The sequence below is a fragment of the Sorangium sp. So ce327 genome, assembly GCF_051530205.1.
In the GTDB taxonomy this organism is placed as follows: Bacteria; Myxococcota_A; Polyangia; order Polyangiales; family Polyangiaceae; genus Sorangium; species Sorangium cellulosum_B.
Map to the genome: position 1 here is coordinate 2,918,302 of NZ_CP150330.1, position 23,302 is coordinate 2,941,603.

21 protein-coding genes are annotated in these 23,302 nt (G+C 67.2%); 19 read left to right on the forward strand and 2 right to left on the reverse strand.

The annotated features are described in order from the left end of the window. The first annotated feature begins 25 nt into the window (after window positions 1–25). The 4 genes from WME95_RS11110 to WME95_RS11125 all read left to right on the forward strand — a co-directional run bounded on the left by WME95_RS11110 (window position 26) and on the right by WME95_RS11125 (window position 3,224). Window positions 26–604, forward strand: a complete 579-nt coding sequence (locus WME95_RS11110) for a protein kinase domain-containing protein (RefSeq protein WP_437908362.1) — start codon at window positions 26–28, stop codon at window positions 602–604. A 67-nt stretch (window positions 605–671) separates the two neighbouring features. Continuing rightward, window positions 672–857, forward strand: coding sequence for a hypothetical protein (locus WME95_RS11115; protein WP_437908363.1), 186 nt, complete (start codon window positions 672–674; stop codon window positions 855–857). 302 nt (window positions 858–1,159) lie between these two features. Continuing rightward, the gene (locus WME95_RS11120) at window positions 1,160–1,297 is read left to right on the forward strand and encodes a hypothetical protein (protein WP_437908364.1); all 138 of its coding nucleotides are present in this window, start codon (window positions 1,160–1,162) and stop codon (window positions 1,295–1,297) included. Between the two features lie 364 nt (window positions 1,298–1,661). Further along, window positions 1,662–3,224 carry an RtcB family protein gene (locus WME95_RS11125; protein WP_437908365.1) on the forward strand — a complete coding sequence of 521 codons (1,563 nt, stop codon included), beginning with the start codon at window positions 1,662–1,664 and terminating at the stop codon, window positions 3,222–3,224. A 160-nt stretch (window positions 3,225–3,384) separates the two neighbouring features. Here the strand turns inward: WME95_RS11125 and WME95_RS11130 are convergent, their stop codons facing one another. Further along, window positions 3,385–4,761 carry a porin gene (locus tag WME95_RS11130; protein ID WP_437908366.1) on the reverse strand — a complete coding sequence of 459 codons (1,377 nt, stop codon included), beginning with the start codon at window positions 4,759–4,761 and terminating at the stop codon, window positions 3,385–3,387. A gap of 607 nt (window positions 4,762–5,368) precedes the next feature. Here WME95_RS11130 and WME95_RS11135 point away from each other — a divergent pair. The 11 genes from WME95_RS11135 to WME95_RS11185 all read left to right on the forward strand — a co-directional run bounded on the left by WME95_RS11135 (window position 5,369) and on the right by WME95_RS11185 (window position 15,537). Continuing rightward, window positions 5,369–6,268 carry an NAD(P)-dependent oxidoreductase gene (locus tag WME95_RS11135; protein WP_437716843.1) on the forward strand — a complete coding sequence of 300 codons (900 nt, stop codon included), beginning with the start codon at window positions 5,369–5,371 and terminating at the stop codon, window positions 6,266–6,268. Further along, window positions 6,265–7,551: an ABC transporter substrate-binding protein gene (locus WME95_RS11140; protein ID WP_437908367.1), complete on the forward strand. Its 1,287-nt coding sequence runs from the start codon at window positions 6,265–6,267 to the stop codon at window positions 7,549–7,551. The genes WME95_RS11135 and WME95_RS11140 overlap by 4 nt, the downstream gene beginning before the upstream one ends. 3 nt (window positions 7,552–7,554) lie before the next feature. Continuing rightward, window positions 7,555–8,460: a branched-chain amino acid ABC transporter permease gene (locus WME95_RS11145; RefSeq protein ID WP_437908368.1), complete on the forward strand. Its 906-nt coding sequence runs from the start codon at window positions 7,555–7,557 to the stop codon at window positions 8,458–8,460. Between the two features lie 72 nt (window positions 8,461–8,532). Beyond that, window positions 8,533–9,510, forward strand: coding sequence for a branched-chain amino acid ABC transporter permease (locus WME95_RS11150; protein WP_437908369.1), 978 nt, complete (start codon window positions 8,533–8,535; stop codon window positions 9,508–9,510). Further along, a complete protein-coding gene (locus tag WME95_RS11155) occupies window positions 9,497–10,246 on the forward strand; it encodes an ABC transporter ATP-binding protein (RefSeq protein ID WP_437551686.1) in 750 nt (249 codons plus the stop codon). Before WME95_RS11150 ends, WME95_RS11155 begins: the two co-directional genes overlap by 14 nt. Further along, complete coding sequence (locus WME95_RS11160; RefSeq protein WP_437551688.1) at window positions 10,239–10,928, forward strand: ABC transporter ATP-binding protein; 690 nt, start codon at window positions 10,239–10,241, stop codon at window positions 10,926–10,928. Before WME95_RS11155 ends, WME95_RS11160 begins: the two co-directional genes overlap by 8 nt. Then, complete coding sequence (locus WME95_RS11165) at window positions 10,925–11,542, forward strand: ATP-binding cassette domain-containing protein (protein ID WP_437908370.1); 618 nt, start codon at window positions 10,925–10,927, stop codon at window positions 11,540–11,542. The genes WME95_RS11160 and WME95_RS11165 overlap by 4 nt, the downstream gene beginning before the upstream one ends. A gap of 9 nt (window positions 11,543–11,551) precedes the next feature. Next, window positions 11,552–12,325, forward strand: coding sequence for an SDR family NAD(P)-dependent oxidoreductase (locus tag WME95_RS11170; RefSeq protein WP_437716847.1), 774 nt, complete (start codon window positions 11,552–11,554; stop codon window positions 12,323–12,325). Window positions 12,326–12,404: 79 nt separating this feature from the next. Then, window positions 12,405–13,121: an SDR family NAD(P)-dependent oxidoreductase gene (locus WME95_RS11175; RefSeq protein WP_437908371.1), complete on the forward strand. Its 717-nt coding sequence runs from the start codon at window positions 12,405–12,407 to the stop codon at window positions 13,119–13,121. 31 nt (window positions 13,122–13,152) lie between these two features. Further along, window positions 13,153–14,652, forward strand: coding sequence for a CoA-acylating methylmalonate-semialdehyde dehydrogenase (locus tag WME95_RS11180; protein ID WP_437908372.1), 1,500 nt, complete (start codon window positions 13,153–13,155; stop codon window positions 14,650–14,652). Further along, window positions 14,653–15,537 (forward strand): MurR/RpiR family transcriptional regulator, encoded by an 885-nt coding sequence (locus WME95_RS11185; protein ID WP_437908373.1) that lies wholly within the window; start codon window positions 14,653–14,655, stop codon window positions 15,535–15,537. It abuts the gene before it with no gap. 125 nt (window positions 15,538–15,662) lie between these two features. Here the strand turns inward: WME95_RS11185 and WME95_RS11190 are convergent, their stop codons facing one another. Further along, a complete protein-coding gene (locus WME95_RS11190; RefSeq protein WP_437908374.1) occupies window positions 15,663–16,745 on the reverse strand; it encodes a transaldolase family protein in 1,083 nt (360 codons plus the stop codon). 106 nt (window positions 16,746–16,851) lie between these two features. Here WME95_RS11190 and WME95_RS11195 point away from each other — a divergent pair, with 106 nt between their 5' ends. From WME95_RS11195 to WME95_RS11210, 4 genes are all read left to right on the forward strand, one after another. Further along, a complete protein-coding gene (locus tag WME95_RS11195) occupies window positions 16,852–17,070 on the forward strand; it encodes a hypothetical protein (protein WP_437911137.1) in 219 nt (72 codons plus the stop codon). 704 nt (window positions 17,071–17,774) lie between these two features. Continuing rightward, complete coding sequence (locus tag WME95_RS11200; RefSeq protein WP_437908375.1) at window positions 17,775–19,472, forward strand: Ig-like domain-containing protein; 1,698 nt, start codon at window positions 17,775–17,777, stop codon at window positions 19,470–19,472. Window positions 19,473–19,474: 2 nt separating this feature from the next. After that, a complete protein-coding gene (locus tag WME95_RS11205) occupies window positions 19,475–21,829 on the forward strand; it encodes a PKD domain-containing protein (protein WP_437908376.1) in 2,355 nt (784 codons plus the stop codon). Beyond that, window positions 21,826–23,238, forward strand: a complete 1,413-nt coding sequence (locus WME95_RS11210) for a c-type cytochrome (protein WP_437908377.1) — start codon at window positions 21,826–21,828, stop codon at window positions 23,236–23,238. The genes WME95_RS11205 and WME95_RS11210 overlap by 4 nt, the downstream gene beginning before the upstream one ends. Window positions 23,239–23,302 lie beyond the last annotated feature (64 nt).

Consider the following 23,302-nt stretch of genomic DNA (forward strand, 5'->3'; position numbering starts at 1 on the left):
GCCACGCTCGTGGGATGAGGCGGGCATGACGCTGGAGACGGTCATCGCGGCTCGCTATCGCATCCTGCGTCGCCTGGGCGCGGGCGCGCCGGCCATCGACAAGATGCACCAGCTCGGCATCGTCCACCGCGACCTGAAGCCGAGCAACCTGTTTCTGGAGCAGCGAGAGCACGGCGCCCCGCGCCTCAAGATCCTCGATTTCGGTGTGGCGAAGGTGCTGCGCGAGGGCGCGACCCGCGGCTCGACCGGCGCGGCCGGGACGCCGATCTACATGGCGCCGGAGCAGTTCCAGAGCGGCAGGATCACACGTTCCGCCGATATCCACGCGCTCGGCATGATCGCGTTCACGCTGCTGGTCGGCAAACCCTACTGGGAGGACGAAGCGGGCATTGGCGACAGCCCCGTCGCGTTCGCGCTCGTCGCGCTGCAGGGCCCCAAGGAGCCTGCGCGCGAGCGCGCCGCGCGGTACGGCGTGACGTTGCCGCCCGCGTTCGACGCGTGGTTCGCCCGCGCGACGGCGCTCGCGCCGAGCCAGCGCTTCCCGACCGCGGGCGCCGCCGTGGAAGCGCTCGCTCCGCGCGCTGGAGAGCGCGGCGTATCTTGAGTCGACTTTCGCGCTGATCACCCATGAAGAGACCAAGCGGCATGTCTCCACGGCGAACGAGCGGCGCGTGCACCAACTGCTTGAGAGGCTGACGCCGGAGCGCCCGGAGCTCCATGTCGTGGTCGCGCAGACCCTGCTCGGGGTCGCTGCGACGCTGCCCGATGGCGCCACGCGCGCCGCGGTTCTCAAGAGAGCCGTGGGACTCGTGGGCGCGGAGACCCGCACGGCACATGTTGCACCTGGGGGTGAGTGACCCTCATGGCGCTGGACAGCATATGGACCTTGCGACGTAGAGCCGATCCATGAGACTTTCCGTGGGGGGAGGCTGCAGAAGGCGAAGACAGATCTGGTCCGGCGGCTTCGGTTGAGCGAACGACTGATGGTTCGGCAGGCGAAGACGGGTGAGATTCGGGATCGTGCGCCGAAGCCGAGAAGCGCTGCGGCTCGTTGCGTTTGCTATTATTGCCGCGCAGTCTTGTTGATGTCTCAGCCCCTCGCAAGGAGCACCGCTTTGACACCTGCATCTTCGACGGTTGTGTGGCCGAAGAGGATGCCATGCTCCTGGAGGTCTTCCCCACCGAGCATGACTGGCTTGTCCGTGACGACCCTCCGTGCGCCTATCGCCGTCATTTCAACCAGCCGCTCGAGACATGGGTCGGGAACTACCGTCCCGCGGACGAGGGCCCCCGGTGACGCCGAGCGGCACCCGGGCCGGGAACTCGACGACCCCCTCGAGTCCCTCCGTCTGCGGTAGGCCGCGAAGAGGCGAAGGTCGAGGGGGCCGGGCCCCACCCGAGAGGCTGGGTGTGGCTCCCCAGATGTCTCAGTCGCCCGAGTTCTCTCCGGCTCGTAGAGGTGGGCGCCCTGCTGGCCCTTGCGGGCAGGCCGAGCCAGCCCGAGCCGCTTGACGACCGGCGCTCCTGGTTTATAGTGAGCCCCGCTGCTGCGGTGTGCGATCCCCTCGTTCGCGCACCGGGTCCAAATCGGGGGAGAGTGAGCCGCGGCCCCGTCGCGTGATCGCGCCGGCCGCGTGCGTCTTCGTGGATTGGACAGCAGCATGGTTGGCAAATTGCATCTCGATGCGGTGGTGCGTCGCCTGGATGGCGCGACGGCCCGCATCGACAATCCGTTCGGTATTCCGATCACCCTCGTGGCGAGGGAAGATGTCGTCGTCGAGGCCGACGGCATCGAGGAGCTCCTCCGGTTCGCCTCGCTTGAAGGCACGCTCCGCGATCTTCAGACCTGGGAAAAGGCCGGCAGGATTGCCCCGTTCTGGGGCGGCTCAGCCGGCGAGATCCGCTCCATCGTGCTCACGCCCGACTTTCACAAGGGCGCGGGCATCCCCGTGGGCACCGTCGTGGATGCCCGCGGGTTCGTGGTGCCGCAGGCCGTCGGCAACGACGTCTGTTGCGGCATGCGCCTGCTCGCGACGGACGTGGACCGGGACGAGCTCGCGCCGCACATCGGCGCCTTGAAGCAGCGGCTCCGCGCGATCTTCTTCCAGGGCCAGCGCGATATCCCCATGTCGCCGCGCCAGCGCGCGGCGATGCTCCGTGATGGCCTGTCCGGGCTGCACGAGACGGCGGCGGACAACGCCCGCACCGGCCTGTGGGCCCACTACGATCCTCGGGCCCAGCGCGCGGATCTCGATCGCGTGCACTTCCACGGCGGGCTCCCCGCGCGTGGGACGTTCGCGTTCGACGCGTACATCCAGGCGTCGGGCCGGGCGGACGGGCGTGACATCCAGATCGGCACGGTCGGCGGCGGCAACCATTTCGTCGAGATACAGGCCGTCGACGAGCTGGTCGACGGCGCGACGGCGCGCTCGTTCGGGCTCTCGAAGAACGCTGTCACGATCATGGCCCATGCGGGCTCCGTCGGGCTCGGACACGCGGTCGGCGGCTATTTCAACGAGCGCGCCCGCGCGCTGTACCCCGCGGGGGTGCCCCATCCGGCGCACGGCTTCTATGTGCTGCCGGCGGTGGGCCCCCACGCCCACGAGGCCTCCGTCTACCTCGACGCGATGCGGAACGCCGCGAACTTCGCGTTCGCGAACCGCCTCTTCCTGGGCCTCATGGTGGTGCGCGCGATGCGGGAAGTCCTTGGCCGCGAGGTCGCGAGCACGCTCGTGTACGACGCGCCGCACAACCTCATCTGGGAGCCCGATGGGGCCGAGCCGCGCTACCTGCACCGCAAGGGCGCGACGCCCGCCGGGGGGCCGGATGGCGAGGGCGGGGCGTTCTCGTACACGGGTGACCCGGTGATCATCCCCGGCTCGATGGGCGACTCGAGCTGGGTGCTGGCGGGCGCAGGGCACGCGGGGCTGCTCGCGAGCGCGTGCCACGGCGCGGGTCGCAGCCTCACGCGCGGCCGCTCCGCGCACGCCGACGAGGACGTCTACCGGCGCGCGGTCGAGAAGCTGCACGTCGTGACGCCGCTCGACCCCGACGCGCCCCACGTGCGGCGGCGGCGCGACATCCTCGCGAAGTACCACCAGCGGATGAAGGAGGAGGCGCCGTATGCCTACAAGCCCATCACGCCGGTGGTGCGCTCCGTCGAGGAGGCGGGGATCGCGCGGCGCGTGGCGCGACTCTGGCCGCTCGTCACGCTCAAGGGATAGGAGCACGACCCGGACGAGCGCTCCTCCCGCGAGCGGCCCTCGCGAGACGTTCGATCGCCTCGCCGAGATCCTCCCCGCGCTGGCTTCCGGTTGATGCGCTACGCCGAGCGCCTCATGAGGCCCCGCACGCTGGTGTGCGGAGGCGCGGCAATGCTTCCAGCTACCACTCTGCGAGCACGCCGGCGCTGACGACGTTGGCGTCCTGCGTCTCACCGCGATGCCAGGTGTGCTTCAGATTCATGCCGTCGATCGAGAACACCACAGGGGTCATATAGTAGGCGATCTTACCGCCGATCCCGCGCACCTCCTTGATCACGCTGATCTTGACCGGGTTCGATGCGGCCTTGTCCCAATCCGTCTCCGTCACGTTGGTGGAGCCATAGGAGACTGCGACCTCGAAATCACCCGCGCGGTAGTTCGCGGCTGCCAGGTAGCCGTGGTGCGTGCGCAGCTCGCCGATGCTGTCGATGGCCGTGTTGCCGAGCGCCCACGCGGTGCCGAGGCCCTGGCCGAGCCAACCCGTGGCGCCGATGCCGAAGCCGGCGTAGCGACCCCAAGCGCCGACGCCGACGCCCCAAACGTTGCGCTCCGCGTCCGCCGGAATGCCGGGATCCTGCGTGGCGGGGTCGGACGGTGACGCCGTGGTGCGGCCGACCATCTGCGTCAAGCCGTTGACCCAGGCGTTGACCTCGTCCTTCACGACGGGCTTGTCGTTCAACACCTTGCGAAAGGTGAGCTCGCCCTCGAAGCGCGGCGCGACGGTGCGATTCCAGGAGCTGTCGATCATGGCCGGGTCGAGCGCCGCCAACGAGAGCTGCACGCCGGCGAGCTCCGGCGTGGCGTAGCCGAGCTGCGCGTGACGCGACGGAAACATCGAGCCCACGCCGGTGTGGCCGCAGGTGGCCGCCCCTGACGAGTCCACGTTGCACGGATGACCCACGCCGTGCTGGTGGATCAGAGCCCAGTTCATCCTCATGCCGCCGCGATTGAACAAGCCGAGGCGGCGACCGCCCCACGCTGCGCCCCAGCTGCCGGACAGGTCCACATACTGCTCGCGGAAGTCCACCGAGGCCGCATCGTTGAACTGGCGCACGTTGTTGGTCTGGGCGTTCTGAATGCCGGCCCACAACGCCAGCTTGATGGTGAGCTTCACGTCCGGCAAAACTTGCTTGTAGACGTTGAACGCCAGGATCGTGCTGGCGAAGCCGCCACGGATGCGGAACGTATTCAGATCCGTGTCGGTGACGGTGTTGCCGACGGCGCCAGCGGGCGTCGGGTTGCCGCGGATGGCGATCTGCGGTCCTACCAAGATGTACCGATCGGTCGAGGCAGGGTCATCGGGGTCGACCTTGTTGCCCATGTTGTCCGCGTTGATCGTCTCACCACCGATCCAGTTGAGGTAGGCGTCGACGCGGCCGTTGGTCGAGACCTCCCAGTCGTCCACCTTCTCCTTCTTGAGCAGGAAGATCTCGGCTCGCGCCGACGACGAGGACAGCAGTGCGGCCAGGGCGCCCGCGCAGACCACGAGGGCTCGCACGACTCTCATTGAACGAAGCACGTTTGCCGACCTCCTCTGCCTGGATCTCGAACGAAGGCCGGCCTGGACCGCAAGCCGGCGACACATGCAGCGATCAGAACGAATAGTCCAAGCGAACAAATTTTGAAATAGAAATTCTAAAAGTCCTACCGCACGGTGCTCGGAGCGACGGCGATGCGCTCGGCCAGTTCCCGGAGGCTCCCCTCGCCGTTGGCGTGAGCCTCGACGATTCGCTGGTGCAGGTCGCGGTCATAGGCGGGGCGAGCGCATCAAACCATGCAAACATGCAGCGTCACTGCAGTCTGACCAGCGTGATCCGCGACAAAGATCAGTAGTATTGTCGGATAGTTAGAGGTCCTGATGCGCTCGTCCTGAGGCTGTAGGGCCCTGCGTGCCCCCCAAAGCACATCCTGTGTCACGAGCTCTGTGTGGCGAGCTCGGGCGTTCCAGGCTCGCCTGCGGGCCGCTCTGGAACCGAATTCTATCGGTTGACAAAATGGAACAAATATTCTACGAAGGGGGTTCCTGAGCCGGAGCTGCTGGCGAGAGCAAATCAGAGCGCGTGGAGGCGAAGATCCTGCGATCGGCGCCCTGGTAGGAGTCCATCATGGCAACGAAGATCGGGTTCATCGGCGTGGGTTTGATGGGGCACGGCATGGCCAAGAACCTCCTGGCCAAAGGCTTCCCCGTCACCGTGATGGCCCACAGGAATCGCAAGCCGATCGAGGACCTGCTCGCGCAAGGCGCGAGCGAAGCCAAGACGCCGCGCGCCATCGCCGAAGCCTCCGACGTCGTCATCCTGTGCGTGACCGGCGCCCCGCAAATCGAACAGGTCGTGTACGGAGACAACGGAATCCTGGGCGCCGTCAAGAAGGGCATGATCTTGCTCGACTGCTCCACGGGCGAGCCGGCCATGAGCGAGCGCGTCGCGAAGGACCTGGCGGCGCTCGGCGCGTCCTACGCCGACGCACCGCTGGCGCGCAGCCCCAAGGACGCCGAGGCGGGCAGGCTGAACACCATGGTCGGCGCCGACGAGCAGACGTTCGGTGAGGTGCGGCCGGTGCTGGAAGCGTTCTGTGAGAACGTCTTCTACATGGGCGGCGTCGGCGCCGGCGCCCGCACCAAGCTCATCTACAACCTCATCACGATGGGGCACGCGGCGCTGATCGCGGAGGCGCTGTGCGCGTGCGCGGCCACCGGCGTCGACCTCGGCAAGTTCGCCAAGGTGGTGGGCGGCGGCGGCGCCAACAGCGGCATCTTCCAGCTCATCGTGCCGAAGATCCTGGAGAGCGGAGACTTCAGCGGGCTCAACTTCACGCTCGCCAACGCCGCGAAAGATCTCCGTTACTACAACCGCATGGTGGCGGACGTGCCGCTCACGGCGCCGATGGGGCCGGCGGTGCTCAACTCGCTCGTGTCCGCGCTCAACTCCGGCTTCTCCGACGGGCTGGTCGGACACATGGTCGCCTCCCACTGCAAGCAAAACGGCATCGAGCTCAGGAAATGACCTCTCGCATCCTGAGCCTCGTGGGGGTGGGCGTGCTGTGCGCGCTCGCCGCGGCGTGCGACAAGAAGGCTGGCGCCGCGGGAGCTTCCTCGCAAGCGGAGTCAGGCAAGCCGCCGATCCTGATCGGCATCACGGCGGACGCCAGCGGCCAGTACGCGAACAGCGGCGATTCCGACAAGCGCGGCATCATCATGGCCATCGAAGAGGCCAACGCCAGGGGCGGCGTGCTCGGTCGCCCCGTGAAGTGGGTTCACATGGATACCGAGACGACGCCCGCCACGGGGTCGCGCGTCGCCGAGCGCATGATCAAGCAGGACAAGGTCGCCTTTCTCGTCGGCGGCGTCAGCTCCGGTGTGGCCAACGCCATATCCCAGGTGGCGCAGAAGTACGGTGTCATCTACCTCAACACCAACAGCAGCTCCGCCACGGAAGCCGGCGAGAACTGCCACCGCGTGAAGTTCGTGTGGGACGCCAACGGCAGCAACTTCACCCAGGCTTCCACCAAGGGCGCGATCGAGAAGTTCGGCAAGAAGTGGCTCTTGCTCACCAACGACTACGTGTGGGGTCACGACACCGCCAAGGCTACCAAGAAGGTGGTCATGGACAACGGCGGCGAGATCATCGACGAGATCCTGGTGCCGCAAGGCACGCGTGACTTCAGCGCCATCCTGCTCAAAGTGCAGCAGAAGGCACCGAGCGTTATCGCCGCCGCCGTCGGCGGCGACGACTTGAAGGCCCTGCGCGCGCAGGTCGCGCAGATAAAGCTGGGCGACAAGTACGCCTGGATCAACAACCAGCAAGACTGGCCGGACATCTACGGCTTGCCGCGCACGGACCTGTTCGGCGTGTTCGGCACGACCTGGTACCAGGGGCTCGACTTGCCTGGGGTCAAGGAGTTCAACGCCAGGTACGCGAAGGCCAACCCCGACTCCAAGATCAAGACGCCGGGCAACGTGTTCTACAACGGCTACTGGGCGACCCGCTCGCTGCTGGAGGCGGTCGAGCGCGCCAAGACCACCAAGAACCACGCGGTGATCAAGGAGCTGGAAGGCCTGAAAATTCCAGCCAAAGACCGCATGCAGCACCACGACGCCTACATGAACCCGGCGACGCACCAGCTGCAGCAGACCATCTACCTGGCCACCGCCGACCTCGAGTCGCAGAACCCCGACGAGCTGTTCAAGATCCTCAGCCACGCCGACCCCAGCCAGGTCGTCGACAGGGACGCGGACGCCAAGTGCAAGCTGGAGCCGATCGAGTCGACGCCCGTCTACGAGCCGTGAGCCGTGCTGCCCCACCTGATCAACGGCGTCTCGCTCGGCATTCTGTTCGGGCTGCTGGCGCTCGGCTTCATGCTCATCGTCGGCGTCATGGAGGTGATCAACCTGGCGCACGGCTCGCTGTTCGCGCTCGGCGCCTACCTGGCGGTGGAGATCATCAATCCCGGGTTCATGGGTGAGGCGGCCAGCACGTACCTGGAGCTGCCGCTGGCGCTCAGGTACGCGCTGGCGCTGATCGTGGCGCCCCTGGTGCTCGGGGTCGTGGGCATGGGCCTCGAGCGCTGCGTCCGCCGCACCTACGGCAAGAAGGCCGAGTACGGCCTCCTGCTCACCTTCGGCGCCTCCCTGGTGCTCGAAGAAGGCATTCGCATCGCGTGGGGCCCGGGCGAGAAGAACCTGCCGGTGCCGGAGGCCGTGAACGGCGCGTTCATGGCCGGTGACCTCCTCTATTCCAAGTACCGGTTCTTCGCCGCTTTTCTGGGCATCGTGCTGATGGCGCTGGTGTGGCTCTTCCTGGAGAAGACGCCCTACGGAGCCCGCGTGAAGGCCGGCGCGCACGACGCCGAGATGGTGCGCGCGCTCGGGATCAACATCGGTCGGCTGCGGCTGTTCGTGTTCGCCATCGGCGCCGGCCTGGCGGCGCTGGCCGGCATCATCCTGACGCCGATCTGGGGCCTGCGCCCGCACGTGGGCGTCGACGCGGTGATTCCGTCGTTTCTCATCATCGTGCTGGGCGGGGTCGGCAGCTTCTGGGGCGCCGTGCTCGCCGGGATGCTCGTCGGCATCACGGTCGGCATCACCGGTGGATACGCCGCCGAGTGGTCGGTCATGTCCATGTACCTCTTGCTCATCCTGGTGCTCAGCGTCCGCGCGCGCGGGCTGATGGGTAAGAAGAGCGCGCTCGAGGCCTGATCGATGTCGCTTTACACACCCATCACCGCCAGAGACAGTCAGGCTCGCGGCCAAGCCTGGGTCACGAGGCCCATGCTGATCACGCTGGCCTTGATGGCGAGCTTCCCGCTCTGGGCCGAGCACGTCGGGCTCTATCAGTACCTCGGCATCGAGGTCGCGATCTGGACGCTGTACGCGCTCGGCTACAACTTGCTCATGGGCTACACGGGCCTGCCCGCGTTCGGCCAGGGCGCGTTCCTGGGCGTCGGCGCCTACGTCTACGGCCTGTGTTACCTGAACTGGTCGCAAAATCCGCTGTTTTGCCTGGCGCTCGGCGCGGTCGCGGGCGGCGTCGGCGCCGCGCTGGTCGGGGCGCTCGTGGCGCACCGGCGCGGCATCTACTTTGCCCTCCTCACGATCGCCTGCGGGCAGGTGTTCTGGTTCGTGGCCATGAAGGCGCACTCGATCACGGGCGGGGAAGACGGCTTGCTCAACGTTCGCCGGCCGGCGCTGGCTGGGCTCGATCTGGGGGACAACGTCACGCTCTACTACGTGGTGCTCGCCATCCTGGCGCTCGCGATCGTGGCGCTGTGGCGCCTGGTGCACTCGCCGTTCGGCAAGGCGCTGCAAGCCATCCGCATGAACGAGTCTCGCGCGCGCTTCGTCGGTTACAACGTGTGGCTCACGAAGTGGGCCGTGATAGCGCTGTCCGGCGTGTTCGCTGGGCTGGCCGGCGGGCTCCTGGCCGTGTCACAAGAGAGCGCCTATCCGGACGTGATGAGCGTGCACAGCTCCGGCTTCATCGTCATGGCGGTGCTGATCGGCGGCGGCACCGTGAGCTTCTGGGGGCCGGTGCTGGGCGCGCTGGTGTTCATCGTCGCGCGCGACCTGCTCGGCGCCGCGACCGAGACCTGGCTGCTCTGGTACGGCCTGCTCTTCATGGCGGTGGTGCTGTTCCAGCCCGAAGGCATCGCCGGCGCGTTTCAACATCACCGCGCCAAGCTCTTGGGCCGATCTCGCGCGGCCGGACCCGAGCAGCTGCCCACGGAGGCGGAAAATGGCTCTGTTTGAGGCCATTCACCTGAGCAAGCGCTTCGGCGATCGGGTGGTCCTGGAGGACATCACGCTGTCGTTCGAAGAGGGCCAGCTGTCGGGCATCATGGGCCCGAACGGCGCCGGCAAGTCGACCTGCTTCAACGTGCTCACCGGTCACTTTCCGCCGGATCGCGGGCAGGTGCTGCTGGATGGACAGGACATCACCGGCCTGTCGCCGCGGCAGATCGCGCAGAGGGGTGTGGCGCGCTCGTTCCAGATCATGAGCTTGTTCGACGGGTTCACGGTGCTGGAGAACGTGCTGTTCGCCGTGCCGGAGATGCGCCGCTCCGGCATGAACCCGTTCAAGAGCGTCGCCGCCGACTCCGCCGCGATGGACAAGGCGATCCGCATCGTCGAGCAGGTGGGGCTCGGCCAGCACCTGGACAGCAGATCGATCAACCTGTCCTACGGCCAGCGCCGCGCGCTCGAGATCGCCGTGGCGCTCGCGGCGGAGCCGCGCGTGCTCTTCTTGGACGAGCCCACGCAAGGCATGGGCGCCGAAGGGCGCGACCGGCTGCTGGAGCTGATCCTCACGCTCAAGCGCCGCTTCACCATCGTCATGATCGAGCACGACATGGACTTCTTGTTCCGCCTGGCCGATCGCGTGTCGGTGATCCACTGGGGCCAGGTGATCGCGCAGGGCACGCCGGACGAGCTGCGCTCGGATCCCTGGGTGCGCCGAGCGAAGCTGGGAGCGCCGGCCGATGCTTGAGATCCGGGGGATCGAGACCTTCTACGGCGAGACGCAGGCGCTGTTCGGCGTCGATCTGAGCGTCGGCAAGGGCGAGGCCGTGGCACTCCTGGGACCGAACGGAGCGGGCAAGACGACCGTCTTGCGCTCCATCCTCGGTCTCACGCCGGCTCGCCGCGGGGCCATCCGCTTCCGCGGCAGCGAGATCACGCGCGCGGCCACGAGCGACATCGCCTGCGCCGGCATCGGCTGGGTGCCGGATGATCGCCGCATCTTCCCCGCGCTCAAGGTGAGGACAAACCTTCAGCTGGGCAAGAAGAAGACGGCGTTCCGCAGCTGGAGCGAGAAGGACGTGTTCGGCCTGTTCCCCGCGCTGGAGTACCTTCTCGATCGCGACAGCGAGAACCTCTCCGGCGGCGAGATGCAGATGGTCGCCATCGGCCGGGCGCTGCTGGGCGGTCCCGGCCTGGTGCTGCTGGACGAGCCCTCGCAAGGCCTCGCGCCCAAGCTGGTGCAGGACGTCATGAAGACCATCGCGCGCCTGCGTGACGAGGGCATCAGCGTGCTGGTGGTGGAACAAAACGTGCGTAGCGTGCTGGCGGTGTGCGATCGCGCGTACGTCATCCGCAGCGGCCGGGTCGTGCACCACGGGCCGGCCAGGGCGTTGCTGCAGGACGAACACCTGCTGGGAGAGCTGTCATGACGGCGCCGATCCTCGAGGTGCGGAACCTGAAGAAGACGTACTCGCGCGGCCTGTTCACCAGGAAGCAGACGTTCAGCCTCAGCGCCTCGTTCACCATCGAAGGGCCGGAGATCATAGGCGTGATGGGGCCGAACGGCGCCGGCAAGACGACCTTGTTCGAGATGCTGTCGGGCAGCAACGTGCCGACCAGCGGGCAGATCCTGTGCGGCGGGCGCGACATTCAATCAGTGAAGTACCGCGAGCGTGACCGCATGGTGATTCACTATCACCAGTCGTATCAGGTGCGCTCGGTCAAGAAGACCAAGCCCAATTTCATGCTGCAGCCGGCGGGGTCCGACTACCCGCTGGTGCACATCTTCGACGAGCCGCAGTTCAGCACGCAAGACGGTTACATCGGCTTCATGCTGAGCTTCTTCAAGGAGCTCCGCGCGAGCGGCCGCGTGGTCATGCTGTGCGTTCACCCCTACGAGCCGTTTCACATCGACATCATGCGTGACCACTGCGAGCGCTTCCTGTTCGTGGCCGGTGGTCAGGTCGCGGAGCTGCCGACGTACGGCAGGCTGCTGGACCATACGGGCGTGCGCGACTACCTGGGCGCGCTCGCAGATTGCTGAGCAACGAAAATGACTCCGCCTAGAATCGAAACGAAGAACAAGAGCAACAACCCGAGCCGCGTCGCGATGGTGACGGGCGCCGGCGGCGCCATGGGCGCGGCGATCGCGCGCTTCTTGCACGCCGAAGGCCACCGCGTGGTGCTGGCCGACGCAGATCGCGCGGCGCTCGATGCGGTGACGGCCTCCCTTGGCGAAGGCTCCTACCCGCTCCTGTTCGATCTGAGCGACCCGGCGCAGATCGAGGCCGCGTGCGCCGACGTGCGCGAGCGCGTCGGGGCGGTGGAGATCCTGGTCAACAACGCGGGCGTGCTCTCCAACCACAAGCTGGCGGAGACCACTCCGGAGGAGTGGCGCAAGATCATGGCCGTCAACCTGGACGGACCGTACCACCTGAGCCGCGAGTGGGTGCCTTATATGCGCGAGCGCAAGTGGGGCCGCATCATCAACATGTGCTCGGTGGCCATGAAGACCGGCGGGCTCACGGCCGGCACCGCCTACACGGCGTCCAAAGGCGCGCTCGGCGGGCTCACGTTCTCGCTGGCGCGAGAGCTGGCGCCGCATGGCGTGACCGTGAACGCCATCGCGCCGGCCTACGTGAAGACCAGGATGATCACCGAGCAGCTCACGGAGGAGCAGCGGCAGCAGACGCTGAAGCAGATCCCCGTCGGCCGCTTCTGCGAGCCGGAGGAGATCGCGCACGCCGTGGTGTTCCTGTCCTCGCCCCTGGCCGGCTTCATCACCGGTGAGCTGCTCGACATCAACGGCGGTTTGCACCTGGATTGAGGCCATCATGAGGACCACCGCGCCCAGCATCTCAAGAACCTTGCCCGACAAGGTCGCGTACGTACCGGGCGGCACCGGCGTGCTCGGCGCGGCGATCGCGCGCGGCCTGGGCCAAGCCGGCGCCAAGGTGGTGGTGGGCGGCACCGACGAGCTCAAGCTGCGCGCGGTGACGGACTCGGTGCTCGCTACCGGGGCGGAAGCCAAGGCCGTCGCCTTCGACGCCCGCTCGGTGAAGGACATCGGGCGCTCGGTCGACGCGGTCTGCGACTACTTCGGGCGCTGCGACATCCTCGTCAACGCCGTCGGCATTCATCGCGAGCAGAGCGTGCTCGAGGCGACCGAGGAGAGCTTCGACAGCGTGCTCGACCTCAACCTGAAGGCGGCCATGTTCCTGGGGCAGGCCGTCGCGCGGCGTCAGGTGCAGCAAGGGCAAGGCGGACGCCAGGTGCAGATCCTGTCCGTGCGCGCCTCGCTGGCCCTGCGGGGTAAAGGCTATTCGGCCTACACCTCGAGCAAGGGCGGCCTGGCCATGATCGTCAGACAGCACGCGGTGGAGCTCGCGCCGCATCGCATCAACGTGAACGGCGTGGCGCCGACCTTCGTGCAGAGCGAAATGGCGCAACACGTCCTCAAGAACCTCGAGCAACGAGCCAAGCTGCTCGAGCGCATCCCGCTCGGTCGCGCCGCGGAGCCGGAGGACGTCGTCGGACCGACGCTGTTCTTCTGCGGCCCAGGCAGCGACTTCGTGACCGGGCAAATCCTGTACGTCGACGGAGGCCTGACGGCCTGCCAGTAGCGCGGCCCGAGCCTCGATAGGTAACGAAGACATGATCAAGAAATTGCAGAACCACGTGGGCGGCAAGATGACGGACAGCTCCACTCAGCGCTGGGGCGACGTCTTCAACCCGGCGCTCGGCGCCGTCACGAGCAAGGTGCCGATGTCGACGGCCGCCGAGGTGTCGAGCGCCGTGGCCGTCGCCAAGCAGGCATTCGAGAGCTGGTCGGCGACGCCACCGGTGCGGCGCGCGCGCGTCATGTTCGAGCTCAAGGGCCTGATCGACCAGCACATGGACGAGCTGGCGGGGCTCGTCACCGCCGAGCACGGCAAGGTGCTGGAGGACGCGCGCGGCTCCGTGACGCGCGGCATGGAGGTCGTGGAATTCGCCGCCGGTATTCCGCAGCTGCTCAAGGGTGAGTACTCGGAGGGCGTGGCGCGCGGCGTCGACAGCTGGTCCTTTCGCCAGCCGCTCGGCGTTTGCGCCGGCATCGGGCCGTTCAACTTCCCGGCCATGATCCCGCTTTGGATGGCGCCGATCGCCATCGCCTGCGGCAACACCTTCGTCATGAAGCCGTCGGAGAAGGTGCCGTCGCTGTCGCTGCGCCTCGCGGAGCTGTGGGCGCAGGCAGGGCTGCCGCCGGGCGTGTTCAACGTCGTGAGCGGCGACAAGGAAGTCGTCGACGCCTTCATCGAGCATCCAGACGTCGCGGCGATCAGCTTGGTCGGCTCCACGCCCGTGGCCGAGAACGTCTACCAGCGCGCGACGCGAGCCGGTAAGCGGGTGCAGGCCCTGGGCGGCGCCAAGAACCACATGATCGTCATGCCCGACGCCGACCTGAGCCACACGGTCGACGCGCTGATGGGCGCCGCCTACGGCTCGGCCGGTGAGCGCTGCATGGCCATCTCGGTGGCCGTCGCGGTCGGCCCGGAAACGGGCGACCGCCTGGTCGAGGCGCTCATCCCCAGGGTCAAGGCGCTCAAGATCGGGCCCGGCAACCAGCCGGGGATGGACATGGGGCCGCTGGTCACCAAGCAACACCTCGAGAAGGTTTCCGGCTACGTGGACCTCGGCGTCAAGGAAGGCGCCAAGCTGCTGGTCGACGGGCGCGGCCTCAAGATTCCGGGATCTGAAAACGGCTTCTTCCTGGGTGGCTGCCTGTTCGACCACGTCAACTCGGCCATGACGATCTACCAGGAAGAGATCTTCGGCCCGGTGCTCGCCGTCGTCCGCGTGCCGACGCTCGACGCCGCCATCCAGCTGGTGAACGCCCACCGCTATGGCAACGGCGGCGCCATCTTCACCAGCAGCGGCGACGCTGCGGACGAGTTCACCAAGCGCATCCAGATCGGCATGGTGGGCGTGAACGTGCCCATCCCCGTGCCGATGGCGTTCCACAGCTTCGGCGGCTGGAAGGCCTCGCTGTTCGGCGATCACTACATGCACGGTCCGGAAGGCGTCCGCTTCTTCACGCGCATGAAGACCGTCACGTCACGCTGGCCGCGAGGCGCCAGCGTCGGGGCGAGCTTCGCCATGCCGACGGTGAAATAAATGAGACCGCGCGAACCTCCGCATCCGGAGACGTACGATCAGCTGGAAAAAGCGATCATCAAGCAATTCCCCAGCCTGAGCAAGCGTCTCCAGCAGATCGCCAGCCACGCTCTCGACAACCCCAGTGAGCTCGCGCTCGATACCATCGCGCAGGTCTCGCAGCGCGCCGGTGTGCAACCCAGCAGCCTCATCCGCTTCGCCAAGGAATTCGGCTTCTCCGGTTACAGCGACATGCAGCGCGTGTTCCGCACGCGGCTGACCGACGCCATGCCGGACTATAAGGAGCGCCTGCGCTCCCTCAACGGCACCGATGGCGCCCCGAGCGAAGAAGCCAAGGACGACGCCAGCGCGCTGCTCGACCAGTTCATCGAAGCGGACATCGACGGCCTGCGCCGGTTGCAGCAGCAAAAGCGGATGGGGCCGCTGCTGGAGCGAGCCTACCAGCTGATCACGGACTCGGAGATCGTGTACCTGGTGGCGCACCGCCGCTCCTTCCCGATCGCCTGCTACCTGGCCTACGCCTTCAGCCAGATGAACGTGCGAAACGTGCTGGTGGACGGCGTGGGCGGCATGTTCATGCAGCAGGTCGGCCACGCCACGAATCGCGACGTCATCCTCGCCATCAGCTCCAAGGCGTATTCGCCGGACGTGGCGCAGGTCGTGCGTGAAGCCAAGCAGCGTGGCGTCAAGATCATCGCCATGACCGACAGCCCGCTCAGCCCGCTCGCCGAGCACGCCGACGTCAGCCTGGAAGTACAGCAAGCCTCGGTCGGCATGTTCCGCTCGCTCGCCGTCACCATTACGTTGGCCGTCACGCTCATCGTCGGCGTCGGCCGCGCCGTGGAGGCCAAGCGCAGCCACAGTAACGGCAAGAAGTCGAAATGATTGTCCTGAAGGCTTCAGGCGTGGTCAGGCGTCAGGCAAGCGGTCGCGGAGAGGTGCGACGACGCGGGGGCGGGCTGCGACGCGGCAGCCCCCCGGGCCCCAGCCGCCGGCCGGCGCTGGTCAGCTCACTTGTCTGGATTCGGAATACGCAGGTCGCGGATGAAGCTGAGCAGCCCGTAATACGCATCGAGGAAGGCGCGCAGCGCGCGGCGGGTGGCGGCGAAGCCGTCGAACTCGGCCACCTTCATGCCCTTGGGATCGTAGGCGCGCCGGAAGTCCTCGAACTGCTCGGAAAGTTCGGTCATGGCTTGCGGCGGAACCGGGTTGTCGATGCGCGGGATGACCGGGACGGTGGAGGCGTTGAACTTGCGCTGCCACTCCGGAGGAATCGTGAGGATGACGTCCCCGCCGACCAGCTCCGACCAGTGCAGGTGATGGCGGTAGGCGGCGGCGAGCAGGCGCGTGCGGTAACCGGACTGCTTGAAGGTCTTGAGCGCGTTCTTAAACACCGCGACGCCGGCCCAATCCAACGTGCCGGGAGTCGGCACCTTGCCCTGTTGTTCGCACACGACCTTGAGCCAGTCGTCGAGGCGGCCGACCATGATGGTGCAGACCGGGACCATGTTGGCCGTGGAATGACCCGCTGCCTCACGGCGCTTGAGCCCTCGTTCGACGGCTTCGGCGACGGCGACGGCCTGCGGCGCCGTGAACGAGACAGTGGCGTTGACGTTGACGCCCTGCGCCGTCACTTCCTCGATAGCCTGGATGCCGGCCGCGGTCGCCGGAATCTTCACCTGCAGGTTGGGGGCGAGCGACGCGAAATGCAGCGCCTGGCTCACGAGCGCATCCGGGCTCTTGTGAAATTCCGCATTGGTCTGGATCGACAACCAGCCCTTCTTGCCTCCCGTCCGCTCGAACACGGGCATGAGCAGGCCGGCAGCCTTCACGGACATCTGTTCCATCAGCTTCCAGGCGATCTGCGCCTCCGTCCACGTGGGCTGCGCTTGAAACAGCTCCTCGACGCGTGCCTTCCAGTCGCCGAACTCGGTCTTGAGCACGCTGGCGATGATGGTGGGATTGCTGGTGGCGCCGACCGCGCCGTGCTCGATGGCATACTTGAGCTCGCCTACCGCGCACGAGTCGCTCCAAAAGTCCGTGGGGGTGGTGGAGGCCATTTCGTGCAGGGGGCTGAGGAATGCGGTGGACATTTTGATATTGGAACATATTTTTTATGAATTGGCAAGACTTGGAATAGGAATTTCGCAGCTCGGTCACCGTGACCGCGGCGCCCGCCCCGGGTTATAACTTCCTCGGATGGAGCGGGACTCGAGCCTCGACGGCCCGTGGTCAGAGCCCAAGAAGGTCGATGTTTTCCCCTACACGCCGCCCGGCAGCGACATGTCGTACGAGCGAGGGACCGGCTTTGACAACCAGGTCTTCGTCGATCCCGACAGCTGCAAGACTTACATGCTCATCAAAAACGGCCTGTGCAATGGGACGTCGACCATCCCAATGATTTCGGCATCAACCTGATCACGGAGATCGATCCGACAAGGGCCGGTCTCGTGGTTCCGTGTCCCCGACGATCCAGGCAATCCGTCGCGCGGGCGCGGACTCTCGTCGCTCGGCACCGCACGCGCCGTGCATTGCCTTGCCAGCGGCGCTGGCCAGCCTGAAGGCACGCATCGCGAACGCGATGAGGGGTGCGTCATCCCCCGCGGGGCGAGGGCATGCTGGCCCGCGTTGTTGTGAACGGTCACGCCGCCTTCACACGGCATAAGTTCTCGAGAACTCGAGCGGTGATTGAGCTTGACGAACAATACGTGAACGTTCACAATCGCTCCTCAACAGGTCACCTCGCGCGTCCGTGCGTCGGCGAGTCCGTGTGTCCGTGTGTCCGTGCGTCGGCGAGTCCGTGTGTCCGTGCGTCGGCGAGTCCGTGTGTCCGTGCGTCGGCGAGTCCGTGTGTCCGTGCGTCGGCGAGTCCGTGTGTCCGTGCGTCGGCGAGTCCGTGCGTCGGCGAGTCCGTGCGTCGGTGAGTCCGCGCGTCGGCGAGTCCGTGCGTCGGCGAGTCCGTGTGTCCGTGCGTCGGCGAGTCCGTGCGTCGGTGAGTCCGCGCGTCGGTGGGGCCGCGCGGCAGCGGGCGGACACTGTCGGCTTCAAGCTACCGCGGGGTGACCATCTGTCATGATTTCCGCCTACAGAAGAGGATAGGAATGCATTCGAAGACGATAAGGATGCGTTGGGTGGGCTTTCCTTCGTTCGCCGCTCTGCTCGCGGCGTGTTCCGGCGGCGCCGAGCTCGGCCCGACGCCGGAAGATAACGACGGCGGCAGCTCCGGCGTCACCACATCCGTGGTGACGGGCTCTGGCGGCGGGGCGCCGATGCCTGTGACAGGAGCCACGACCGGCAACTCCAGCTCCAGCTCCAGCTCCAGCTCCACGAGCGGCTCGGGCGGAGGCGCCACGACCGGCAGCGGCGGCTCCGAGCCCATCGGCTCGGAAATGATCACCGCCCCGGAAGGCAAGATCCCGAACATGCCCATGCCGGCGAACAAGATCAACTTGCCGCGCAACAGCTGGCGAGACGGCCTGGTGTCGCCGACGCTCGAGGCGGGCCATCACCAGAACCAGCCGATCGTCATCAACGGCTACGTTCAGGGCGCCGGCAACGCCGAGATCGTCTTCTACGACATCGCCGATCCGACCAACCCGAAAATGCTGTCGCGCATCCAGAGCCCTGGCTTCGATCCCAAGGGAGGGCCCAAGGGCGTCGGCGAGGCGGAGTCGCATCAGACCTCGCTCGGCCGCTATGGCGACAAGTTTTACCAGGTCACCACCTCGGGCACCGGCGTCGACATCTGGGACGTCACCGACGCCCGCGCGCCTCGTCACGTGAGGCTCGTCAAGCTCGACGGCATCAACTACGGGGACTTCACCGACTCCGTCTGGGGAATGTACTGGCAGGGCAGCGTCATCTACGTCGGCGGCACCAACACGGGCCTGCATATCCTGGACGCCGCGGATCCCGAGGACGTGAAGTTCGTCAAGAAGATCCCGATCTCGCAGTTCGGCGGCGTGAGCGCCGGTCCGCTGTGGGCCGTGGGCAATACGCTGGTCATCACCACGCCCAAGGACAACGGCGGCATCGCGACGATGGACATCAGCGATCCGATGAACCCGGTCGCGCTCGACTTCATCACCCCGAGCAAGAGCTACATCTGCGGTCTGTACGGCAAGCACATCTACGTGCAGTCGCCGCTGCGCGTGTGGGACGTGCTGACCGACCCCACCGACATCGGCTCGGCCAACTCACCCATCGCCACGCTGCCCGACTCGGCGTTCAGGGCCATGGGCTACCCCGCCGGGTCCGAGTACATGAGCTTCTCCGACGGCACCCTGTTCCTCGGTCACCTGCGGCCGGACGCCGGCGTCTCCAAGATCGACGTGCGCGACATCCACAAGATGTCGATCAAGAGCCGGGTCTGGGGGCGGCTCGAGTTCACGAACGGCGACGACCAGTTCTCGATCCCGGTCGGCAGCCTGCTGGTGCTGGCCGACGACGAGCTGCCCTACCGCGGCATGGTCATCGCCGCGCACTCGACCGAGCCGGACACCACGCCTCCGGCGGTCGACACGGTGCTGCCGAAGAACGGAGCGACGGGGCTGTCCAGGAAGTCGCGCATCGGCCTCAGCCTCACCGACAACGTCGAGATCGCCACGGTTCACCACGGCAGCTTCATCGTAAGGCCGGTGGGCGGGCAGCCGTTGAAGGGGAGCTTCGGCCTGTACATGGGCATCGTCAGCTTCGATCCCGACGAGGACCTGATGCCGAACACGACCTACGAGATCGTCCTGCCGAAGGACGGCATGAAGGATCTGGTCGGCAACGGCATGGCGGCTGAGTTCAAGTCGACGTTCACGACCGGTCCCTGAGCATGCGCTCGCTCCCGAAGCTCCTCGGCCTGCTCGGAGGCCTCTGCGCGGCGGCGGCTTGGCCGGCCGAGGCGCGCGCCGTCACGGCCAGCGTCCCCGTGCGCGCGCCCTCGCTCGCCGGCGAGGCCGTCACGTTCGACCTGACGATCGGCGACGCGGTCGGCCCCGTTCAGGTGCGCTGGGACATGGGAGACGAGACGCGCACCGAGTTCATGGTCGACGACGTGCAGCAGGTCCACACCTACGCCGCTCCCGGCCACTACCCGGTGCTCGTGACGGTCAAAGACGATGTCGGGTTCACCAGCGTCGCCTTCGTGCACACGGCGCACCGGCCGCTCGTCACGGGCAGCGCTGCGGGCTCGACCGACCTCGTGTACGACCCGCCGAACGCGAAGGTCTACACGGCCAATTACGAGAACGACAGCGTGAGCGTGCTCGACGCGAGCGCGCTGACCAAGGTCGCGGAGGTGCCGGTGGCGCGCGGCCCGGTCGGGCTCGCGCTCACCGCGCAAGGCACGCTGTGGGTGCTGCACCGGGATGCGCACTCCGTCTCCATCCTCGACACCGCGTCGCTCTCGGTGGAGCGCGAGATCGCGCTGCCGTACGCGTCGCAACCGATGGGCCTCGCGATCAGCCCGACCGGGGACGCAGCGTACGTGACGCTGATGGCGGTCGGCAAGGTGCTGAAGCTCGACGTGGCGAGCGGCGCCGTCGTGGCCGAGCTTTGGCTCGGCGGTACGCCGCGGGGCGTCTCGGTGTCGCACGACGGCTCGCAGATCTACGTCACGCGCTTCCTCTCCGAGGACAGCCACGGCGAGGTGGCGCGCATCGACGCGGCGACCTTCCAGGTGAGCACGCGCTTCGCGCTCGCCGCGGACACCACGACGGAGGACACGGACCAACAAGGGCGCGGCCTGCCGAACTACCTGTTCTCGGTGGGGCTCTCGCCCGACGGCTCGTTCGCGTGGGTGCCGGGCAAGAAGGACAACATCTTTCGCGGTCCATTTCGCGATGGGCTCGACCTCACCGACGACAACACGGTACGTCCGCTCGTGGCGCTGCTGAACCTCGCGGAGGGCGCCGAGGACGTCGCGCGGCGCATCGATCTGGACGATCGCAACCTGCCGAACCAGGTCGTGTTCACGCCGCTCGGCGACTACGCGTTCATCAGCGTCGCCGGCTCGGCCCTGGTGGAGGTCCGCGACGCCTACACGGGCGAGTTCGTGACCGCGCTGAAAGAGGCGGGCTTCGCGCCGCGCGGCCTGGCGCTGACCGAGACCAACAAGCTGTTCGTGCACGCGTCGCTCAGCCGCACGGTGACGGTCTACGACGTCGCCGACATCGTCAGCTCGCACGACCTCATCACCAAGAAGCTGACGGAGATCCCGACGGTCGCCGTGGAGAAGCTCGACCCGCAGGTCCTGCGCGGCAAGCAGCTGTTCTTCAACTCGGCCGATATCCGCATGAGCGACCAGGGCTACATCAGCTGCGCGTCGTGTCACTTCGACGGCGCGGAGGACGGGCGAGTCTGGGATTTCGGCAGCGCGGGGGAGGGGCTCCGCAACACCGTCTCGCTGCTGGGGCGGCGCGGCACGGGCCACGGCAACGTCAACTGGAGCGGCAGCTTCGACGAGATCCAGGACTCGGACGACAACATCCGCCACCTGTTCGGCGGGAAGGGCTTCCTGACCGCCGAGCAGCTCGCTGTGGGGACGGTCGGCACGCCGCGCGGAGACAAGAAGGCCGGCCTGAGCCCCGAGCTCGACGCGCTGGCGGCGTTCCTCGGCTCGCTCGACACGTACCGGCCGAGCCCCTTTCGCAACCCCGACGGCTCGCTCACCCAGGACGGCGTCGCGGGTCGCGCCATCTTCAAGCGCCTGGGTTGTGGCTTCTGCCACACGGGGGCCGACGGGACCGACAGCGCGGGTGGCAAGCTGCACGACGTCGGCACCGTGAAGCCGTCCTCCGGGATGCGCGCCGGTGAGCCGCTGTTCGGCATCGACACGCCGACCTTGAACGGCGTCTGGGAGGCGGCGCCGTACCTGCACGACGGCTCCGCGCCGACGCTGCGCGATGTCCTCGTCACGGCCAACCCCGAAGATCGTCACGCCTTCACCAGCGCGCTCAGCGAGGCCGAGCTCGGGCAGCTCATCGCCTACGTGCAGCAGCTGGACGGCACCGTCGACGCGGAGCCGCCGAGCGAGGACGATGCGGAGGCGCCGAGCGAGGACGGAGGCTTCTTAGGCTTAGGCTGCAGCGTGACGGGCGGGCGTTCGGACCGTCGCGCGCCGCTCCTGGCGTTCGCGCTCGTGGCCAGTTTGATGACGTTCGGCGCTCGCCGCAGGAGGCCGTCATGAAGCACCTTCCGAGCCTGTGCCTGGTTTCGCTGCTGCTACCGGCATGCGTCGTCGGCGACATCGGCGAGGTGATTGCCACGGACGAGGCGACGACCGACTGGGGCACGCTGCCGCCCGTGAGCGCTCCCGACCCGGAGCTGTCGGCCCTACCCACGCGCGAGGCGCAGTACAGCGCGTTCTGCGCCGCGCCGCGCGGCGACAGCTTCTTCCAGGCGGTGTGCGCCACGCCGCGACCGAGCATCACCGACTTCGCCAGCTTGCTCCGCGTTGCGAAGCTCGACGAGGATCGCGCCTTCGCGCTCACCGGCAACTCCACCTCGCTCGTGAAGGGCGCTGTCTCTGCGGTCAATCCGCGCCTCATCGTCTTTCCGCGCGTGACCGAGATGCGCGAGAGGCCGGCTGAAATGACAGCGCTCGGCTTCGTTCGCGGCGAGCCCTTCGTCGAGATCGTGAGCCGCGACCTCTCGACCGGTGACTACAATTTCTACCTGTTCACGTTCGAGCGGCAGTGTGATTACGACGGCAGCTGCGATCTGGCGAGCCTGCTCACCGAGGAGATAGAGCACGGCTGGACCGCGTTCAGCATTTACGGCGAGGAAGACGTCGAGAACACCTCGTTCGACTGTCGCTCGTGCCACCAGCCCGACGGCTACGGCGCGAAGAAGATCTTGCGCATGCAGGAGCTGGAGTTCCCCTGGACGCACTGGTTCCCGCAGCGCTTCGTGCAGCGCACGGACTCCGATCGGGTGCTCACGGCGCAGTTCCTGGAAGCCCACGCGCACGACGCGCAGTACGGCGGCATCCCCATCGCGACCATCCAGAATGCGATCGACGAGGGCAGCGGGGCGCAGCTCGAGGCGTTGCTCGTGGCCGAAGGCCAGGCGGCGCAGCCGAACGCGTTCGACCCGCGCATTGAGGCCGAGGCCAAGGCCGGCCCGTCGAGCCCGATCTGGGAGAAGCAGTTCACCGTGTCGCTGGCGGGTGATTCGATTTCGGTGCCTTACCCGCTCGTGGACGTGACGGATCCCGCGCTCCGTGCGGAGCGGACGAGGTCCTACCTCGACGTGGTGACGGGCGCGGCCCCGCGACAGTCCCTGCTCGATCTGCGCGACCTCTTCTCCGCAGACGCGAAGGTGAAGCTCGGCCTGGTGCCGCCGCCGGGAGCGAGCGGGCGCGCCGTGCTCACACAGCTCTGCTCGCGATGCCATGACGGCCGCTCGAACCCGGCGCTGAGGCGCTCCGCGTTCAACGTGAAGAACCTGGACACCATGCCGCGAGAAGTGAAGGACGCGGCCATCCTTCGGCTGCAGGAGCCCGCGACCTCGCCGCTGCGCATGCCGCCCTGGCGCGCCGCCGACAGTCTGCCCCCCGCGGAGCTCGCTGCGGCCATCGAAGAGCTGCGCAAGTAGCACTGCCTCCTTCCGATTGACGGGCGCCGTCTGCGCTTCTGGTCGGCGTGGCTCGAGTGCCAGA